The sequence below is a fragment of the Acinetobacter sp. PC34 genome (assembly GCF_051789135.1).
In the GTDB taxonomy this organism is placed as follows: Bacteria; Pseudomonadota; Gammaproteobacteria; order Pseudomonadales; family Moraxellaceae; genus Acinetobacter; species Acinetobacter johnsonii.
The window spans coordinates 1,539,231-1,555,075 of sequence record NZ_CP196664.1 but is presented as its reverse complement, the minus strand read 5'-3'; the positions used below and the strand labels follow the sequence as shown (position 1 = coordinate 1,555,075).

Sequence of the window (15,845 nt, the reverse complement as noted above, 5' to 3'; positions counted from 1 at the left end):
TCAGGCAATCCACTCATTTTCTGTTATGGATTTGTTTACTGCTTTAACTTAAATTGGCTCTATGCGCACTTACTGGTTCTGGCAAGGATTCATTTAAAGAACTGAGCATTTCACGCTCTATGCCCCGCACAATAGCATCTAAAGGCAAGTCATTTTCCTGAAGCCCGAAAGGTTCTTCTAACTCTGCACTTAGCGCATCTAAACCCAATAAGAGATAGGCAATTAAGGCCACGATCACAGGTGACCAAAAACCAAGACTGGAACTTAAACTAAAAGGTAAAATGAGACAGAAAGAGTACACGGCACGGTGTAACAAAACCGAATAAGAAAATGGCAGAGGTGTAGATGAAATACGGTCACAACCAGCGTGAATATCCCCCATTGCCACCGTATGCTTGGTCAGCATACTGTAAATAATATCGCTAATCTCACCACGCTTATACAACGCCGCCAGATCTTTCTGCGTAAGCTCTAATAGATATTGCGGTGGATTAATATGCGTATCCAATATTTTCCACTGCTCTACCGTCAGTTGAACTTTGGCTTGATAGTGGTCATAGGTATGACTTTGCTGCCGTAAACGATCTCGAAGCAAATGGCTAAATAACATCACGCGATACATCAAAACTGTACGCTCTGCATCATTTAAGACATAACTATCACGGATCATATGCCGTGCGTTGGCAATCATTGCGCCCCATAGCTTACGTCCTTCCCACCAACGGTCATAACACGCTGTATTTCGAAAGCTTAAGAAAATCGAAAGAATGACGCCAAATACAGTAAAACCAATGACAGGCACTGCAGGAGCTGTCACGTAATGTTGAGTCGCTAGATAAACCAACAGAGTTGAAATTAAAACACCAACCATCAGCGCAGGAAACACTTTCGGTAAAATGGTGCCACGCCAAGCAAAGAGTAATGCAAAGCTATTGGTTTTATCTCGAACGATCACAGTGTATTCCTATTGGTTTCGCTACGAAAAGGCTCAACCGAGGTTGAGCCTTATATCTATATCCACATCAAGCAAACAGCGCTTATTTAGGCTTAAAACTGTCTTTTAAGTCTAAAATACGGTTAAACACAGGCTTCTCTGCTGTATGGTCGTATTGATCTGCAACAAAATAACCTTCACGTTCAAATTGGAAACGGTCTTCAGGCTGTGCTTGCGCCAATGCAGGCTCAATCACCGCGTGTACAATTTTCAACGAATCAGGGTTCAAGTTCGCTAAGAAATCATCTCCCACTTCAGGGTCCGACTCTGTAAACAGGCGATCATAAATACGGACTTCTGCAGGAATACCTTTGGTCGCAGATACCCAGTGAATCACCCCTTTAACTTTACGACCTTCTGGATTTTTGCCCAAAGTTTCAGGGTCGATTGAACATTTCAACTCAACAACTTCACCGTTTTCATCTTTAATTACTTCATCACACTTAATGACATAAGCATGACGCAAACGCACTTCACCACCAGGAATTAAACGTTTGAAGCCTTTTGGTGGCTCTTCTTCAAAGTCTTTACGGTCAATGTAAATTTCAGATGTTAACGGAATCACACGCTCACCCATATCTACATTTGGATGACGTGAATGGGTTAAATCCATATCATTAGGCAAGTTGGTGAGCGTAACTTTAAGTGGGTTCAACACCGCCATACCACGCGCCGCAACATTTTCTAGAGACTGACGGATGCAATATTCAAGCATTGCAACATCAACAATACCGTCTGACTTCGACACACCAACACGCTTACAGAAGTCGCGTAGGCCTTCTGGGGTAAAACCACGACGGCGCATACCTACAACAGTTGGCATACGCGGGTCATCCCACCCATTAACATAACCACCTTCAACCAATTTACGCAATTTACGCTTAGAGGTAATGGTGTAGTCGATATTTAAACGGCTAGATTCATACTGACGTGGTACTGCTTCCGAGTGTACTTTCTCAACCACCCAGTCATAAAACGGACGGTGATCTTGGAATTCCAAAGTACATAATGAGTGAGTAATGCCTTCGATTGCATCGGATAATGGATGCGCATAGTCGTACATTGGGTACATTTTCCATTTATCACCTGTTTGGTGATGCTCTGAATGGAGTACACGGTACAAAATAGGATCACGCATATGCACATTTGGAGATGCCATATCAATTTTGGCACGCAGAACAGCTTCGCCTTCTGCAAACTCGCCATTGTTCATTTTTTCAAAACGCGCAAGGTTTTCTTTAACTGAAGTATCACGGTAAGGCGAGTTTTTACCCGGCTCAATAAAGTTACCACGGTTCAAACGAATTTCTTCAGGTGACTGCAAATCAACATAAGCATCACCCTGTTTAATCAGTTGAACCGCCCATGCATGGAGTTGATCGAAATAGCTTGACGCATAGCGTGGTTCGCCATTCCACTCAAAACCTAACCATTTAACGTCATTGACGATCCCATCTACATATTCTTGTTCTTCTGCATCTGGGTTAGTGTCATCAAAACGTAGGTTGCAAAAACCATCAAACTCGTTGGCAATACCAAAGTTCAAGCAAATTGCTTTCACGTGACCAATGTGTAAATAACCATTCGGCTCTGGCGGGAAACGCGTGACTACTTTTTGCGTACGACCTTCAGCCAAATCTTCGGTAATCACTTGGCGAACAAAATCTAAGCCTGGCTGTTGTTCTTGCTGCGCTGCGACAGAGGCATTGTTACTTGGTGTCGGGTTATTTGGCAGTGTTGAAACAACATCATTCGGCTTCATAGTTTAAAAATCACTTTGATGAAAAAAATTAAGGAAAAATAGGGTCCTGCTATACGAGCATAATTCTAACTGATCTATCAGTCGATTTATGAATATTTTACAGCCCCTTAAACGATATTTGATCTATTTTACAAAGAAAATAACGTTTTTACTTGCCTTGTAGTTTACAGTTTGCTTATGCTTCTCACAACCAAAAAACCCATGGCTTTGATGTCCATGATTAGGAGATTACACAATGAGTTTTCCTCAAGTCGAATTAAACACCAATAAAGGTCGTATTGTTCTTGAACTTAACAACGAAAAAGCACCAATCACTGTTGCTAACTTCTTAGAATACGTACGTGACGGTTTCTATGACGGCGTAATTTTCCACCGCGTGATCGATGGTTTCATGATCCAAGGTGGTGGTATGGATGAAAACTTCAAAGAAAAAGCAACACGTGATGCAATTGAAAACGAAGCTGATAACGGCTTAACCAATGACCTTGGTACAATTGCAATGGCGCGTACACAAGCACCTCACTCTGCATCTGCTCAGTTCTTTATTAACGTGGGTAATAACTCTTTCCTTAACCACTCTGGCAAAAATGCACAAGGTTGGGGTTATGCAGTTTTCGGTAAAGTAACTGAAGGCCTAGACGTAGTAAACGAAATTAAAGGTGTTCGTACTGGTAACCGTGGCTACCACGCTGACGTTCCGCTTGAGAACGTTGTGATTGAATCTGCTAAGATCATTTCTGAGTAATTTTTAAATCCTCCCCAGCCCTCCTTTGATAAAGGAGGGAGCTAGACTCTCATTCGAACATGAGATTATCCTCCCTTATTAAAGAGAGGTCGGGAGGGGTTTTTAAAAGGAAACTTCCGTGACCTATTTGTTTATCGCTGATTTACACTTGTCACCAGATCACCCTCGACTCGTTCGGGGGTTTTTAGATTTATTAGAGGCTTATAAAAACAAGAACACTCAGCTGTATATTTTAGGCGACTGGTTCAATGCATGGATTGGCGACGACTACACAGCCCCTTGGCTAGATGAAATCATTCGCGCCTTAAAACAATTTTCAAATGCAGGCAATCACATCTATTTCTTAACAGGTAACCGTGATTTTGCCCTAGGACAACAGTTCCTCGACCAATTTAATGGTCAACTGTTAGCCGAAGTATGCACACTCGAACTTTCAGATTACACCATTCGTATTGAACATGGTGATTTGCTCTGCACGGATGACGTATCCTATCAGCGCTTTCGTAAAATTATCCGTAATCCACTTCTGTTGAAGTTTTTAAAAAGTACACCGCTTGGCTTTAGACAAAAACTGGCCAATGGATTCCGTAAAAAAAGCCGTCAAGCGCAACAGTTTAAAAGCTATGAAGTTATGGATGTTAACCCAAGCGCAGTTCAGGTCGCATTAAGCAATGTGGATTTACTGATTCACGGACACACCCACCGCGCCAATATTCATGATGTCGATGGAAAAAAGAGAATTGTACTTGGTGACTGGAAAGAAGATTCCGCTCAGATTTTAGAAATTAATGCGAATAATCATCTACAAAATTTGGCATTAAAAAAATGGCAGTATTAATGCCATTTTTTTACTATACCAATCAATATTATACATAATGCTAACTCAAGTACTTATCGCCTTAGTTCAACTCATTTAGACGATACAATTGATTAACACCAGTATAAAAGCTCAAACCATCTAAGTTCATTGGAAGAGTTTCGCCAGATTCAAGTTGAATCATATGCCCCACTTCAACCCAGATTAAACCCTGATTTGTATTCTGTTGACGTTTAAGTGGCACCAATTTTACATTGATTTCACTACCATTTACGGCTGTAGCAACACGCCATGTATTTAAAGTTGTCAAAATTTTAACTCACTAAGTGAGCTTTTTGTGATGGAACAAAGAGATTAATAAAACGGGTTTTGAATAATAATTCTGTAGTTACAATGATGATATTCAAGTCAAATGCCTGAACTCAGATAGATCACAATCAGCTATATCATAGAAAAGTAGGAACAATACCTACTCGTAGTCTTCATTATACTAGGTTGTCAAGATTTAAGCAAAAGTAGCTCACTTTGGGTAAATACTAGCATAAACCAGAAAATGATTTGTTTAAGGCACATCGGTATTTTGATCTTTTAAATTTTTAATTTCACGAGCCAACTTATAATTCCAAACCATGACAGCCACAGCAATCACTAGAAACTTAAAATTCCATTCACTATATTTTTGATATTCTGACACAATAATTAAAATACTCAAACCAAAAATCAACACCGTAAAAACTTTCGTTAAAGACTGTTGTCGGATTTTAGCTTTGATATTTTTAGGTTCTAGATCAAACATTTATACAGTATGTTCATTATTTTAAAGAAGTAATTCAACCACTTTATAGATTTGATTGCAACGCAATTACTATCTCAATGTCACATAAAAACAAAACGAGTAACTTACACCCAGCTTTGATTACATACTAACTGCCTCTCCCCCATAGAAATTGAGTAACACACTCGTTATTCAATAATGATAACGAACTAAGTCTGTATGCCTTTTTCAACTAAAATCTAAGTCTGTTCGAGTTGTAGCGTGATCACAAGTCTCCTTTCATCGGTTAGAATCAGACATCAACAATAAATCGAGTGCGATTATGGATCTGCTAAATATTTCAAAAAGTCGTTATACCACCAAAGCTTATGACCCAAATAGAAAGATCCCTCATGAACAGTTTGCTCGATTATTAGAAATTCTCCGCTTGACGCCATCGTCTATCAACATCCAACCTTGGCATTTTTTCATTGCAGAAAACACAAACGCCAAAGAACGAATTGCAAAAGCACTGGTGGGTAAATACGCATACAATGCTCCCAAAGTACTAGATTCATCACATACAATTTTATTTTGTACCAAAGCCGATATTTCTGAGCAACATTTGGAAAATTTATTGCATCAAGATGACCTACATGGTCGTTTTAAAGATGATGCCGCTAAGCAAGGCCAAAAAGACAGTCGTTCAGGTTATGTCAACTATTACCGCAATGAAAAAGGTGATGTGCAGCGTTGGGCCGAAAACCAAACCTTTATTGCTTTAGGTCAAATTCTATTGGCTGCAGGTATTGAAAAAATTGATGCGACGCCAATTGGTGGTTTTAATGAATCCATTATTAGTGAAGAGCTAGGTTTAGCCGAACAAGGTCTAATCCCTTCTGTATTGCTCACACTAGGCTATCGTAGTGATGCTGACTTCAATGCAAAATTGCCAAAGTCTCGCTTAAGCAAAGAAGATATTTTCACGCAGCTGTAATGCTATTTGTTTATAAAAGGGACTTCAGTCCCTTTTATATTTTGGGCCTGAAAATTGCTTCATCATGTTCAATGCCAAAACAAAAAAAGTGAGGTTGCTGATGTCTGTTAAGCCCAATATACCGATGAAATTTGAATGTGCACATTGCAATAAAATCTATTTAGGTCAGTATCAACATATCATGCGCCCTCACTATCCCGATTGCCCCAATTGTGAGCAACCAGGGCTGTTATTGGGAATTGCAGTGATTGAGGATCTACTCAAACACCCTTTTTCCTTTGTGCAGATCTATTTTAAACAGACATTGCATAAGCTAAACAAGCCACGCTTGTGATACCCAACACCAATCCGATTGCTGTTGCGAGTTTGAGCTTCTCTTTAAAGAACAGTAGTCCGCTGAATACGCCTAACAGCACCACCATAATATTCATGCCTGCAAAGACCACCGCTGGGCTGTCCTTGAGTAACAGATGAGCTTTGACATAAAGTGCGATATTGGCAAAGTTCAACACGCCAAGACATAAACCTGCCAAGACGTTCTTGGTTAAGCCGATATTTTTCGTGGTCACAGCAACATAACCGACTGACAATAAAAACGCGCAAATAAACATCAGGTTTAACGCAACGGAAAACTGCACACCCAGCCCTGTTGTATATTTGAGTAAGACATCAATCAGCGCATAACCAAACCAGACTAGTGCTAAATACCACACAGCCTGTTTTTGACCTTCTCCACCACCAGAGGCATTGGTAAATAAAATGCACATCACGGCGGCAAGCCCCAAGACTACCCCGATAATTTTGAGCTGATTAAACTGTTCTTGAAAAATAAAATAAGCCGCCAATAAAGATAAAATCACCGACAAACGCTGTGCGATTTCTGTTTTGACAATGCCTGCATATTGCAAAGACTTGGCTAAAAATAAAAATACACTCGGTAACAAGACACCAAGTGCTATAATCAGCCACCACGGAGTATTTGAAACAGAAACGTGGCTTAGGTCAGGTTTAAACCAGACGTAACACAGTAAACTGGCTGAAGCATAGTTCCAGCTGATCATCTGGATCGGATCAAATCCTTTGTTTTTGCCCCATTTTAAAAGAATGGAGACCACCACACTACAACAGGCCGCAGCAAATATCAGTTCCATAGCACACTCTTATTATTGTCACTTGGATTACACACATAGAAAAGCCCACATCAGGGTGGGCTTTTCCAATATAAATCATTCAAAAAGAATTATTTATAACGATCAACCATTTTCTCTAAAGAAATTGGACGAATCTTGTCGGCGTTGCCCGCAGTACCAAAAGCTTCATAACGATCAACACAGATCTGTTTCATTGCATCAACAGTTTTTGCAAAGAATTTACGCGGATCAAATTCGCTTGGTTGTTCAGCCATCATACGGCGCATTGCACCTGTAGATGCTAAACGTAAATCGGTATCGATGTTGATTTTACGTACACCGTGCTTGATTGCTTCAACCAATTGCTCAACAGGAACACCATAAGTTTCTTTGATGTCGCCGCCGTACTGGTTAATGATCGCTAACCATTCTTGCGGAACAGAGCTTGAACCGTGCATCACAAGGTGGGTATTTGGCAGCGCCGCATGAATTTCTTTAATACGGTCAATCGCCAAAATATCGCCTGTAGGTGGACGAGTGAACTTATATGCACCGTGAGAAGTACCCACCGCAATTGCAAGTGCATCTACATTGGTATCTGCAACAAACTGACGTGCTTCTTCAACTGAAGTTAAAAGTTGAGAATGATCAAGAACACCTTCAGCGCCTACGCCATCTTCTTCACCCGCCATACCAGTTTCAAGGCTACCTAAACAACCGATTTCACCTTCAACTGAAACACCACATGCATGCGCCATTTGTACTGTACGACGTGTTACATCAACGTTGTATTCATACGTTGTTGGTGTTTTACCGTCTGCACCCAATGAACCATCCATCATTACAGATGAAAAACCCAATTGAATTGAACGCTGGCAAACGTCTGGATCTGTACCATGGTCTTGATGCATTACCACTGGAATGTGTGGCCATTCTTCAATTGCAGCCAAAATAAGATGACGTAAGAATGGAGCGCCTGCATATTTACGCGCACCCGCTGATGCTTGTACGATAACAGGTGAATTTGTCGCATCTGCTGCAAGCATGATTGCGCGCATTTGTTCTAAGTTGTTTACGTTGAATGCTGGTACGCCGTAAGCATGTTCGCCGGCGTGATCCAAGAGCTGGCGCAATGAAATAAGAGCCATAATGTCCTCCCAGTTGATGCGACATATTCTACATGCTCAAAGGTTTCAATTCAGCAACAAATAACACTATTTAAAAAAAATCCCCGCAATTGCAGGGACTTTTTACGAAATTCGCGTGTATTTAGTGTGCTGTAGCAGCCGAAGCCTCTACCGCAGGATCGGCAGTTGCAGCATCTGCAGGTGCATTTGCAACTTCAGCAGGAATGTCTTTGTTCTTTTCATCCAATTCTGGCTGATCAATCGCATCAATTGCCGCTTGTTGTTCAGCCGTTACAGCTTCTTCAACTGCTGCTGTTTCAGATGCCGCAGCGGTTTGCTCTGGTGCTTCATTTTTCTTACAAGCAGTCAGTGCCAATGGTGCTAACAAAAGTGCAGCAAGGGTCATTTTTAAATTCATAATGTTTTCCTAGAACAGATGATTTAATGCCCTGTAGTTTATTTCAGCATTATTTCATTTTCATGACTGAATGATGAATAGATTTGTTAAGCTCATAAAAAAGGTTGACCGAAGTCAACCTTTTTACAACAGCACTAGCACACAATAATTATTGTGCACGCTCTATCAGCGCTGCAACTGCTGGAAGTGTTTTACCTTCAACAAACTCAAGGAAAGCACCACCACCAGTTGAGATATAACCAATTTTGTCTGCAACTTCGTATTTATCAATAGCAGCTAAAGTGTCACCACCACCTGCAATAGAGAAGCCAGCAGATTCAGCAATCGCTAAAGATAAAGTTTTTGTGCCTTCGCCGAATTGATCAACCTCAAATACGCCCACTGGGCCATTCCAAAGAATCGTTTTTGACGTTTTTAAAATGTCTGCAAATGCTTTTGCTGTTTCTGGACCTACATCCAAAATCATGTCATTGTCAGTCACATCTTCAACTTTTTTCACGACTGCTTTAGCAGCAGCCAATGAACCCAAGAAGTCTGCAAAATCGATTTCAGAAGCATCTGCCACGACAACATCTGTTGGAAGAGGTACAGAAACTTTTGCAGCAATCGCTTTTGCTGTATCGATCAAATCATTTTCACACAATGATTTACCGACATTGAAGCCTGCTGCTGCCAAGAAGGTATTGGCAATACCACCACCCACGATCAATTGATCACAAATGTCAGAAAGTGATGTCAACACATCTAACTTAGTCGATACTTTAGAACCCGCAACAATAGCAACCATTGGTTTTTCAGGTGTTTGTAATGCACGACCAAGTGCATCTAACTCAGCTGCCAATAAAGGACCAGCCGCTGCAACTTTCGCTAAACGTGCCACACCTTCAGTTGATGCTTCTGCACGGTGCGCTGTACCGAATGCATCCATCACAAATACATCGCAAAGTGCTGCATATTTTGCAGCAAGTTCTGGGTTGTTTTTCTTTTCACCCACGTTAAAACGGCAGTTTTCAAGGAGTACCACTTGACCTGCTGTAACTTCAACACCATCGAGATAGTCCGTCACTAATTGAACGTCTTGACCCAATGCTTCAGTCAAATACGCAGCAACAGGTGCTAATGATTGTTCTGGTTTTGGCTCACCTTCAACTGGACGACCAAGGTGAGAATAAACCATTAGGGCTGCGCCTTGTGCTAACGCTGCTTTAATTGTTGGTAAAGCGGCGCGTAAACGTGCATCGCTTGTAATCACACCATTTTTAACAGGAACGTTTAAATCTTCGCGAATAAGAACACGTTTACCCGTTAAATCGAGGTCAGTCATACGCTGAAAATTCATGTAGAGCTCTCTTTCTATATATAAAAATCGCATCGATTTTAAATGATTATGCAGAAAAAGGTTAGCTTCTTTTGCAGAAAAGCAAACGAAAGGCAAAGTTTTGCTATCATAGTGAAAAGTCTCACTAGATTTAGCATTTATGTCTATTCATCCTGATCCAAATCTAAACCGTTTAAACGTTTTGGGTGAACCTTTAGCCAGCTGTTGTTATTCCCCGATCACTGGATATTTCCGTAATGGTTTTTGTCATACAGCACCTTCTGATTTGGGACAACACACGATCTGTGTCGAAATGACCTCTGAGTTTTTAAATTTTTCGCAGCGTGTAGGTAATGATCTCATTACCCCTGTGCCTGAAGTTGACTTTCCAGGTCTACAACCTGGTGATTTTTGGTGTATCTGTGTGACCCGTTGGGTAGAAGCTTATCAGGCCGGTTTTGCGCCTCCTGTTAAAGTTCAAGCTTGCCATCAAGCTGTACTGTCCTATGTCCCGCTGAATGTGCTTATGGAATATGCAGTCGAATGAATACTTCAGAAATTATCTTGGCATCAAGCAGTCAAACTCGTAAAGACCTCATGAACCGTTTACGTCTAGACTACCGCTGCGTTGTCCCTGATATAAACGAATCGCCTCGTGGTGAAAGCCATGCCGATGATTTAGCCAAGCGACTTGCTTTTGAAAAAGCGCATGTCATTGCGTCACAAAATCCTGAAGCAATCGTGATTGGTTCAGATCAAGTGGCATGGCGTGAAGGTGCACCCGATATTTTTATTGGTAAGCCTTTGAGTACTGAAAAAGCCATTAAACAGCTACAGGCCAATTCGGACAAAATTGTCTACTTCAGTACCGCACTCAGCGTGCAGCAACACTCAACAGGTTTTGAGCGTAGTCTGGTTGAACATTATAAAGTTAAGTTCCGTAAATTGGGACTACCTGAAATTCAGCGTTATGTTGACGTTGAACAGCCACTGATGTGTGCAGGAAGCTTCAAGTGTGAAAGCCTTGGTATCAGCTTATTTGAACAAATGATAGGACAAGATCAAACCACGTTGATGGGTATGCCTATGATTCAGTTGTGTCATATTCTGCGTGAATTAAAAGTGCTTGTGCCATAATTATTAGAAGTATTTTTAGTTAATTCCCAATAAATTGAACAGCAGCAGGTGTTGCTGTTCGTTTATGAGCATTAAATTTAACAACAGCATAAATATTAATATATGACCAATCGCTCAAAGATTTTTAGACGAATTTACTGAGAGATAAGCTTGAATGAGTCGTTTAAAATACATTCGAATTAATAGACTACGGTACAGCGTAATCAGCATAAAAAGAATAAGAAAGGAAAATAGACCAATATTATTAGGGTCAAAGCTACTCACACTTTCCCTCTGTCTAAAGAGATATTTGACAAATAACAATGCCAATACCAAATAGCCATACCACATTTTATTATATAGCGGATGATCTTCAGCGAGACTTTTGGCTTGTCTAAAAAGTAAGATATGCTGATATTGCGGCACCTTAGCCAAATCTTTTGTTTTGTATATCCTATCGATTGAGGATGATTTTTTCGCTAATTTGGACTGACTTTTCTCTCTTTCTTTTTGCAATATCTCATTCGCCATTTTCTCGGCATCTTCTTTACTTAACATTATTTTTCTTCACTATATTTTAGACCAATTATGCTGTAAAAATTTTGATGCCTGCAATCATAACGACTCAGACAAACTCAATTTATTTAAATCAACCAAGCGCATTTAAATAAATCTAACGATACTTGCACATAGGCCTTCGATCATAAGACAATAGTCACAATATTGTTTTAAATTTGCTTAGGCTATTTTCATGTCCCAATCTCTTGATGTTCTTGGCGGTATTACAGCTGAACAATTCCTTGCCGAATATTGGCAAAAAAAGCCATTACTGGTCCGTAACGCGCTGCCTGAAATTATCAATATTTTAGAACCTAGCGATATTATGGAACTGGCTTTAGATGAAAATGTCACAGCTCGTCTCATCAAACAAAAAGACCGTGACCCAAATCAGTGGTCGGTAAAGTCTTCACCGCTGTTAAAAGCTGATTTCCAAAAGATGCCAAAACTCTGGACTTTATTGGTTCAAGCCGTAGATCACTACTCTTTTGACTTAGCAGCACTGTGGAAAAAATTTCCTTTTATTCCGCAGTGGCGCCGTGATGACATCATGGTGTCTTATGCGCCTAAAGGTGGCTCTGTCGGAAAGCATTTTGACTTTTACGATGTCTTTTTAGTTCAAGGTTATGGACACCGTCGTTGGCAATTGGGTCAAATGTGCGATGCTGAATCTGAGATTGTTGCAGGCCAACCTTTAAAATTACTACCTGAAATTGACGTACATTTTGACGAAGTATTAGCACCAGGTGATCTACTTTATGTACCACCAAGTTTATCACATTTTGGTGTAGCCGAAGATGACTGCCTGACTTTCTCTTTTGGCTTCCGTATGCCAAACGTCACCGACATGGTAGACCGTGTAGGCGACAAACTGTCTGATAACGCTCTGCTACGTAATCCTTTACTCGATATTGTTCGTGACCAACAAAGTCCGATCGGTCAATTAACACAAAACGAATTGGATTATTTAAAGGCAGAAATTTTGGCTCAGCTGCAAAACTCAACTTTACTTGAAGATGCTATTATGACCTTGATGTCAGAGCCGAAATACCCTGAAAATATTCCTGAAGCTGAAGAAATTGGCACAGGAGATTTAGAAGGTATTTTAGACCAAGGCTATCAGCTGATCTTAGAACCTGCTTCTCGCCTACTTTATACTCACGATGAAGATGAATTCTTATTTTGGGCCAACGGTGAAGGGCTATGCATTTCGGAGCAATTTGCACCATTACTCAAGAATTTAGCAGATGGTGAAGCACTGTTACTTGATGAAAGCTTATATGATGCCGATATTCTAGAAGACATTGCAATGCTGATGAACGAATCCGTCTTAATGCTACTCCCACCTGACGAAGCTTAAGCAAACCAAGTGCTGAGGAATCTAATCTACTCAGCACTTTCTCCCTCACCAAACCTTAAACTGGCAATAATTTTGGTACAGCCTTTTTCTGATTCGATATTGAGCTCAGCACCAATTTTTTCTAAACGCATTTTCATACTGCGCATACCAATGCCCATCCCGTGGTTAAGCACACACTCCACATTAAAACCTACGCCATCATCCTGAATAATCATGACCAAGTGAGTTGTACTTGGATAATACATTTTTACATCAATATGCCGTGCTTGGCTGTGCTTCATAATATTGGTCAAACTTTCTTCAAGCACACGAATTAAAGTCAAACATTGTAGTGCTGTCGGTTGTATTTCCCATGCCTCTGGAATGCTCCAAGTCGCCTCAATGTCCAACTCATCCATGATCTGACTAAACCGATGCCGAACAGGAGCAATCCATAACACAGGATTATCTGGCGTTTTGTTATTGGTTAAAGACCCGCTGTCAATAATTTGTCTTAAATCATCTCGAAGCAATTTGAGGATGGATAAAAATTGTTGATTCGACATGGTGCTGGAGCTCTGATCCACCAAAATCATGGAACGAACCAAAGATGCACCCAAACCATCGTGCAAATCATGTGCTAAATGAATACGCTCTTGTAAGCGGACATTTTCAAGCTCTAATTGGTGTCGAGCATATAAACTAGAGGACAGGTTACTGGTCACAAAGCTCACTCGTTGCTCAAGTTCACTATTAAATCTTTGTATTTTTTTGATATTTTTATCTAACCGTGTTGCGAGAATAATCACAATAAAAAAAGTGATCACCGGTGAGGTATACGGCGACAAAGGCTGATGGTCATTAATATGCCCATCAAAAAGTAGTGAAATATCGTAAAGCATAACTATAAGAATCACGCTTAAACAAACAGCCAATAAAATATAATCAGGGCGCTTCGTTTTATAAGCACGATAAATCACAAAAAAGAATGATACGATAAAGAGCACAATGCACAATAAGAAAATCACCGCAGTTACGATATTAACCATCAAGCTCGGGATAAATAAGATGGTAACAATACACACCGCAGCAACTAAAAATAAGGTTTTTTCTAACTCAGCAAACTTTGTTCTTACAAAACGCAGCAGGTAAATGCAAAAGCAAACATTGTATAAAACAAAAAAAGTCAGGTTAGTTTTCATGACCCACAGGGAGTTTGGATAAGGAAACACTTCTCGGTTGATGACATTCCAAATAAACAAGACCCAAAACAAACAGCTAACAGAAAACCACAGAAATGTCGTTTCATTGCGTCTAAAAAACCAAATGACAAAGCACACCAAACCTAAGGTGGTGGAAATGACTAAATTGACTTGAAACAGTGCTCTCTTGTTCCAAATTCTTTTTTGTTGTTTATCATATGCTGTTGTGATATCAGAAAATTCTAGTTTGCCTAAACCCGGACTTTCATAACTATTACCAACCACATACACCCAAATGTCATTGTTTTTTTGTTTTAAGCTTTCGACAGGAAGGATCCAAAAACGCGGAGTATTCCAGCTTTTTGATAGGGGTTCAACTAAATGCTTATCTTTCCAAAGCAGGTTTCGATTAAAAAAAACAGCGCCTGCACTACTCATGCCTTCCACAGAAAATGCTAAAGGCTGCTTCAGTTCATTACTGTCGTTACAACTCCAATGCCAATTAAAATGGTACCAAACGCCGCCATCGTAATGTGGCCAGCGTTCTGTCCACACGTCAGGGTTTTTGACCTCTACCCATCCCGTCTTCGGAACAACATCGATAGAACTTGTTTTCACCGCAGAAATTTTATCGACATTCACTTTACAAGTTGGACTAACAGCAAAGTTGGTTTGTGCGGAACTGGCAAAACTAAGCACACACAAACACAGTGTGACAAAAATGCTCAGCCAGCCATTTCTCATAAAATACCTAAAGAACGCGCAGTGCTGACTGCTTTGGTTCTTTTTGAAACAGAAAGCTTGCGGTAAATATGCTTAATATGGCTTTCAACGGTATAGCGCGAAACAAATAATTGCTCAGCAATTTCGCGGTTACTCAGGCCTTGTGCCACCAAATTGAGAATTTCAGTTTCTCGATTGGTCAGTTGATCATAGTCCTGACCATCCAACTGCTCTACACGCTCAGTTTGGGGGGTATTTGAGGTTGAGATTTGATTTAAAATTTCGCGAGCAATAAAGGGATCAATTGGCGCTCCGCCGCGCAAAATACTCCGTATGGACATCAGCACTTCGGCATCATCACGTTCTTTCAATACATAGCCATTTGCTCCTGCCTTAATTGAGGCAAATAAACTTTGCTGTGTACTCCATGCAGAAATCACCAAAATTAAGGCGCTTTCGTCTATCTCTCTAAGTTTTTCAATTAAGGTGATGCCATTTCCATCAGGCAACCCTAAATCAACTAAAGCTAAAGAAATCGGTTGTGATGCAATAATTTGCATGGCTTCAGCTAAATTTTTAGCAAAAATCAGCATATCTTGACTATAGCCCAGTTCCGACAGGATCAGATCTAGGCGCGAGCGAATCATGGCTTCATCTTCCACGATTAAAACAGGTGCAGGCAAAACAGTTTCCTTATTTTTCACTGAAGCTTCCCCTCTTTCTTATCATTCTTCAACCACACTATACCGATGCAAACTTGGCCTAACCTATCCCTAGAAGTAAGTAATTTATAATTTTTTCTTTTGAACAATAAGCGCTTATTCATATTCATTTTATATACTTTA

At 40.3% G+C, this 15,845-nt stretch carries 17 protein-coding genes; 6 read left to right on the top strand and 11 right to left on the bottom strand.

The features are described 5' to 3' along the window. Positions 1–43: 43 nt before the first annotated feature. Both ACSC9N_RS07560 and ACSC9N_RS07555 read right to left on the bottom strand, forming a co-directional pair. Complete coding sequence (locus ACSC9N_RS07560; protein WP_010326802.1) at positions 44–955, bottom strand: bestrophin family protein; 912 nt, start codon at positions 953–955, stop codon at positions 44–46. Between the two features lie 82 nt (positions 956–1,037). Next, positions 1,038–2,756: a glutamine--tRNA ligase/YqeY domain fusion protein gene (locus tag ACSC9N_RS07555; RefSeq protein ID WP_010326803.1), complete on the bottom strand. Its 1,719-nt coding sequence runs from the start codon at positions 2,754–2,756 to the stop codon at positions 1,038–1,040. 235 nt (positions 2,757–2,991) lie between these two features. Here ACSC9N_RS07555 and ACSC9N_RS07550 point away from each other — a divergent pair, with 235 nt between their 5' ends. Next, a complete protein-coding gene (locus ACSC9N_RS07550) occupies positions 2,992–3,501 on the top strand; it encodes a peptidylprolyl isomerase (RefSeq protein ID WP_004696971.1) in 510 nt (169 codons plus the stop codon). A 118-nt stretch (positions 3,502–3,619) separates the two neighbouring features. Next, positions 3,620–4,339, top strand: coding sequence for a UDP-2,3-diacylglucosamine diphosphatase (locus tag ACSC9N_RS07545; protein WP_010326804.1), 720 nt, complete (start codon positions 3,620–3,622; stop codon positions 4,337–4,339). A gap of 61 nt (positions 4,340–4,400) precedes the next feature. Here the strand turns inward: ACSC9N_RS07545 and ACSC9N_RS07540 are convergent, their stop codons facing one another. Continuing rightward, a complete protein-coding gene (locus ACSC9N_RS07540; RefSeq protein ID WP_010326805.1) occupies positions 4,401–4,628 on the bottom strand; it encodes a hypothetical protein in 228 nt (75 codons plus the stop codon). A 252-nt stretch (positions 4,629–4,880) separates the two neighbouring features. Continuing rightward, positions 4,881–5,114 (bottom strand): hypothetical protein, encoded by a 234-nt coding sequence (locus ACSC9N_RS07535; RefSeq protein WP_004696964.1) that lies wholly within the window; start codon positions 5,112–5,114, stop codon positions 4,881–4,883. 301 nt (positions 5,115–5,415) lie between these two features. Between ACSC9N_RS07535 and nfsB the strand changes: the two genes are divergently transcribed. Next, the gene (gene nfsB, locus ACSC9N_RS07530; RefSeq protein ID WP_063454281.1) at positions 5,416–6,069 is read left to right on the top strand and encodes an oxygen-insensitive NAD(P)H nitroreductase; all 654 of its coding nucleotides are present in this window, start codon (positions 5,416–5,418) and stop codon (positions 6,067–6,069) included. Between the two features lie 293 nt (positions 6,070–6,362). On the opposite strand, the gene ACSC9N_RS07525 is transcribed toward nfsB, so the two are convergent. The 4 genes from ACSC9N_RS07525 to ACSC9N_RS07510 form a co-directional block, all read right to left on the bottom strand. Then, the gene (locus ACSC9N_RS07525; RefSeq protein ID WP_010326807.1) at positions 6,363–7,220 is read right to left on the bottom strand and encodes a DMT family transporter; all 858 of its coding nucleotides are present in this window, start codon (positions 7,218–7,220) and stop codon (positions 6,363–6,365) included. An 89-nt stretch (positions 7,221–7,309) separates the two neighbouring features. Beyond that, a complete protein-coding gene (gene fba, locus ACSC9N_RS07520) occupies positions 7,310–8,347 on the bottom strand; it encodes a class II fructose-bisphosphate aldolase (protein WP_004984718.1) in 1,038 nt (345 codons plus the stop codon). Between the two features lie 121 nt (positions 8,348–8,468). Then, positions 8,469–8,744 carry a hypothetical protein gene (locus tag ACSC9N_RS07515; RefSeq protein ID WP_004696954.1) on the bottom strand — a complete coding sequence of 92 codons (276 nt, stop codon included), beginning with the start codon at positions 8,742–8,744 and terminating at the stop codon, positions 8,469–8,471. A gap of 148 nt (positions 8,745–8,892) precedes the next feature. Beyond that, complete coding sequence (locus ACSC9N_RS07510; RefSeq protein ID WP_010326808.1) at positions 8,893–10,083, bottom strand: phosphoglycerate kinase; 1,191 nt, start codon at positions 10,081–10,083, stop codon at positions 8,893–8,895. Positions 10,084–10,222: 139 nt separating this feature from the next. Between ACSC9N_RS07510 and ACSC9N_RS07505 the strand changes: the two genes are divergently transcribed. Together ACSC9N_RS07505 and ACSC9N_RS07500 are read left to right on the top strand one after the other, a co-directional pair. After that, positions 10,223–10,609 carry a DUF2237 family protein gene (locus ACSC9N_RS07505; RefSeq protein WP_004984725.1) on the top strand — a complete coding sequence of 129 codons (387 nt, stop codon included), beginning with the start codon at positions 10,223–10,225 and terminating at the stop codon, positions 10,607–10,609. Then, positions 10,606–11,199, top strand: a complete 594-nt coding sequence (locus tag ACSC9N_RS07500; protein WP_010326809.1) for a Maf family protein — start codon at positions 10,606–10,608, stop codon at positions 11,197–11,199. Before ACSC9N_RS07505 ends, ACSC9N_RS07500 begins: the two co-directional genes overlap by 4 nt. 114 nt (positions 11,200–11,313) lie before the next feature. On the opposite strand, the gene ACSC9N_RS07495 is transcribed toward ACSC9N_RS07500, so the two are convergent. Then, positions 11,314–11,736, bottom strand: coding sequence for a hypothetical protein (locus ACSC9N_RS07495; protein ID WP_010326810.1), 423 nt, complete (start codon positions 11,734–11,736; stop codon positions 11,314–11,316). A 193-nt stretch (positions 11,737–11,929) separates the two neighbouring features. On the opposite strand from ACSC9N_RS07495, the gene ACSC9N_RS07490 reads away from it, so the two are divergent. Next, entirely contained in the window at positions 11,930–13,096 is a 1,167-nt protein-coding gene (locus ACSC9N_RS07490; protein WP_010326811.1) for a ribosomal protein uL16 3-hydroxylase, read from the top strand. Between the two features lie 26 nt (positions 13,097–13,122). Here ACSC9N_RS07490 and ACSC9N_RS07485 read toward each other — a convergent pair whose 3' ends face one another. Then, positions 13,123–15,021 (bottom strand): sensor histidine kinase, encoded by a 1,899-nt coding sequence (locus ACSC9N_RS07485; protein WP_010326812.1) that lies wholly within the window; start codon positions 15,019–15,021, stop codon positions 13,123–13,125. Continuing rightward, positions 15,018–15,704 carry a LuxR C-terminal-related transcriptional regulator gene (locus ACSC9N_RS07480; protein ID WP_004696942.1) on the bottom strand — a complete coding sequence of 229 codons (687 nt, stop codon included), beginning with the start codon at positions 15,702–15,704 and terminating at the stop codon, positions 15,018–15,020. Before ACSC9N_RS07480 ends, ACSC9N_RS07485 begins: the two co-directional genes overlap by 4 nt. Positions 15,705–15,845 lie beyond the last annotated feature (141 nt).

Bases quoted from the DNA above. Each gene is read 5' to 3' on its own strand.
- ACSC9N_RS07550 (WP_004696971.1), top strand. From the start codon at position 2,992: ATGAGTTTTCCTCAAGTCGAATTAAACACCAATAAAGGTCGTATTGTT.
- ACSC9N_RS07500 (WP_010326809.1), top strand. From the start codon at position 10,606: ATGAATACTTCAGAAATTATCTTGGCATCAAGCAGTCAAACTCGTAAA.
- ACSC9N_RS07490 (WP_010326811.1), top strand. From the start codon at position 11,930: ATGTCCCAATCTCTTGATGTTCTTGGCGGTATTACAGCTGAACAATTC.
- ACSC9N_RS07505 (WP_004984725.1), top strand. From the start codon at position 10,223: ATGTCTATTCATCCTGATCCAAATCTAAACCGTTTAAACGTTTTGGGT.
- ACSC9N_RS07510 (WP_010326808.1), bottom strand. From the start codon at position 10,083: ATGAATTTTCAGCGTATGACTGACCTCGATTTAACGGGTAAACGTGTT.
- ACSC9N_RS07555 (WP_010326803.1), bottom strand. From the start codon at position 2,756: ATGAAGCCGAATGATGTTGTTTCAACACTGCCAAATAACCCGACACCA.
- ACSC9N_RS07495 (WP_010326810.1), bottom strand. From the start codon at position 11,736: ATGTTAAGTAAAGAAGATGCCGAGAAAATGGCGAATGAGATATTGCAA.
- fba (WP_004984718.1), bottom strand. From the start codon at position 8,347: ATGGCTCTTATTTCATTGCGCCAGCTCTTGGATCACGCCGGCGAACAT.
- ACSC9N_RS07485 (WP_010326812.1), bottom strand. From the start codon at position 15,021: ATGAGAAATGGCTGGCTGAGCATTTTTGTCACACTGTGTTTGTGTGTG.
- ACSC9N_RS07535 (WP_004696964.1), bottom strand. From the start codon at position 5,114: ATGTTTGATCTAGAACCTAAAAATATCAAAGCTAAAATCCGACAACAG.
- nfsB (WP_063454281.1), top strand. From the start codon at position 5,416: ATGGATCTGCTAAATATTTCAAAAAGTCGTTATACCACCAAAGCTTAT.
- ACSC9N_RS07525 (WP_010326807.1), bottom strand. From the start codon at position 7,220: ATGGAACTGATATTTGCTGCGGCCTGTTGTAGTGTGGTGGTCTCCATT.
- ACSC9N_RS07515 (WP_004696954.1), bottom strand. From the start codon at position 8,744: ATGAATTTAAAAATGACCCTTGCTGCACTTTTGTTAGCACCATTGGCA.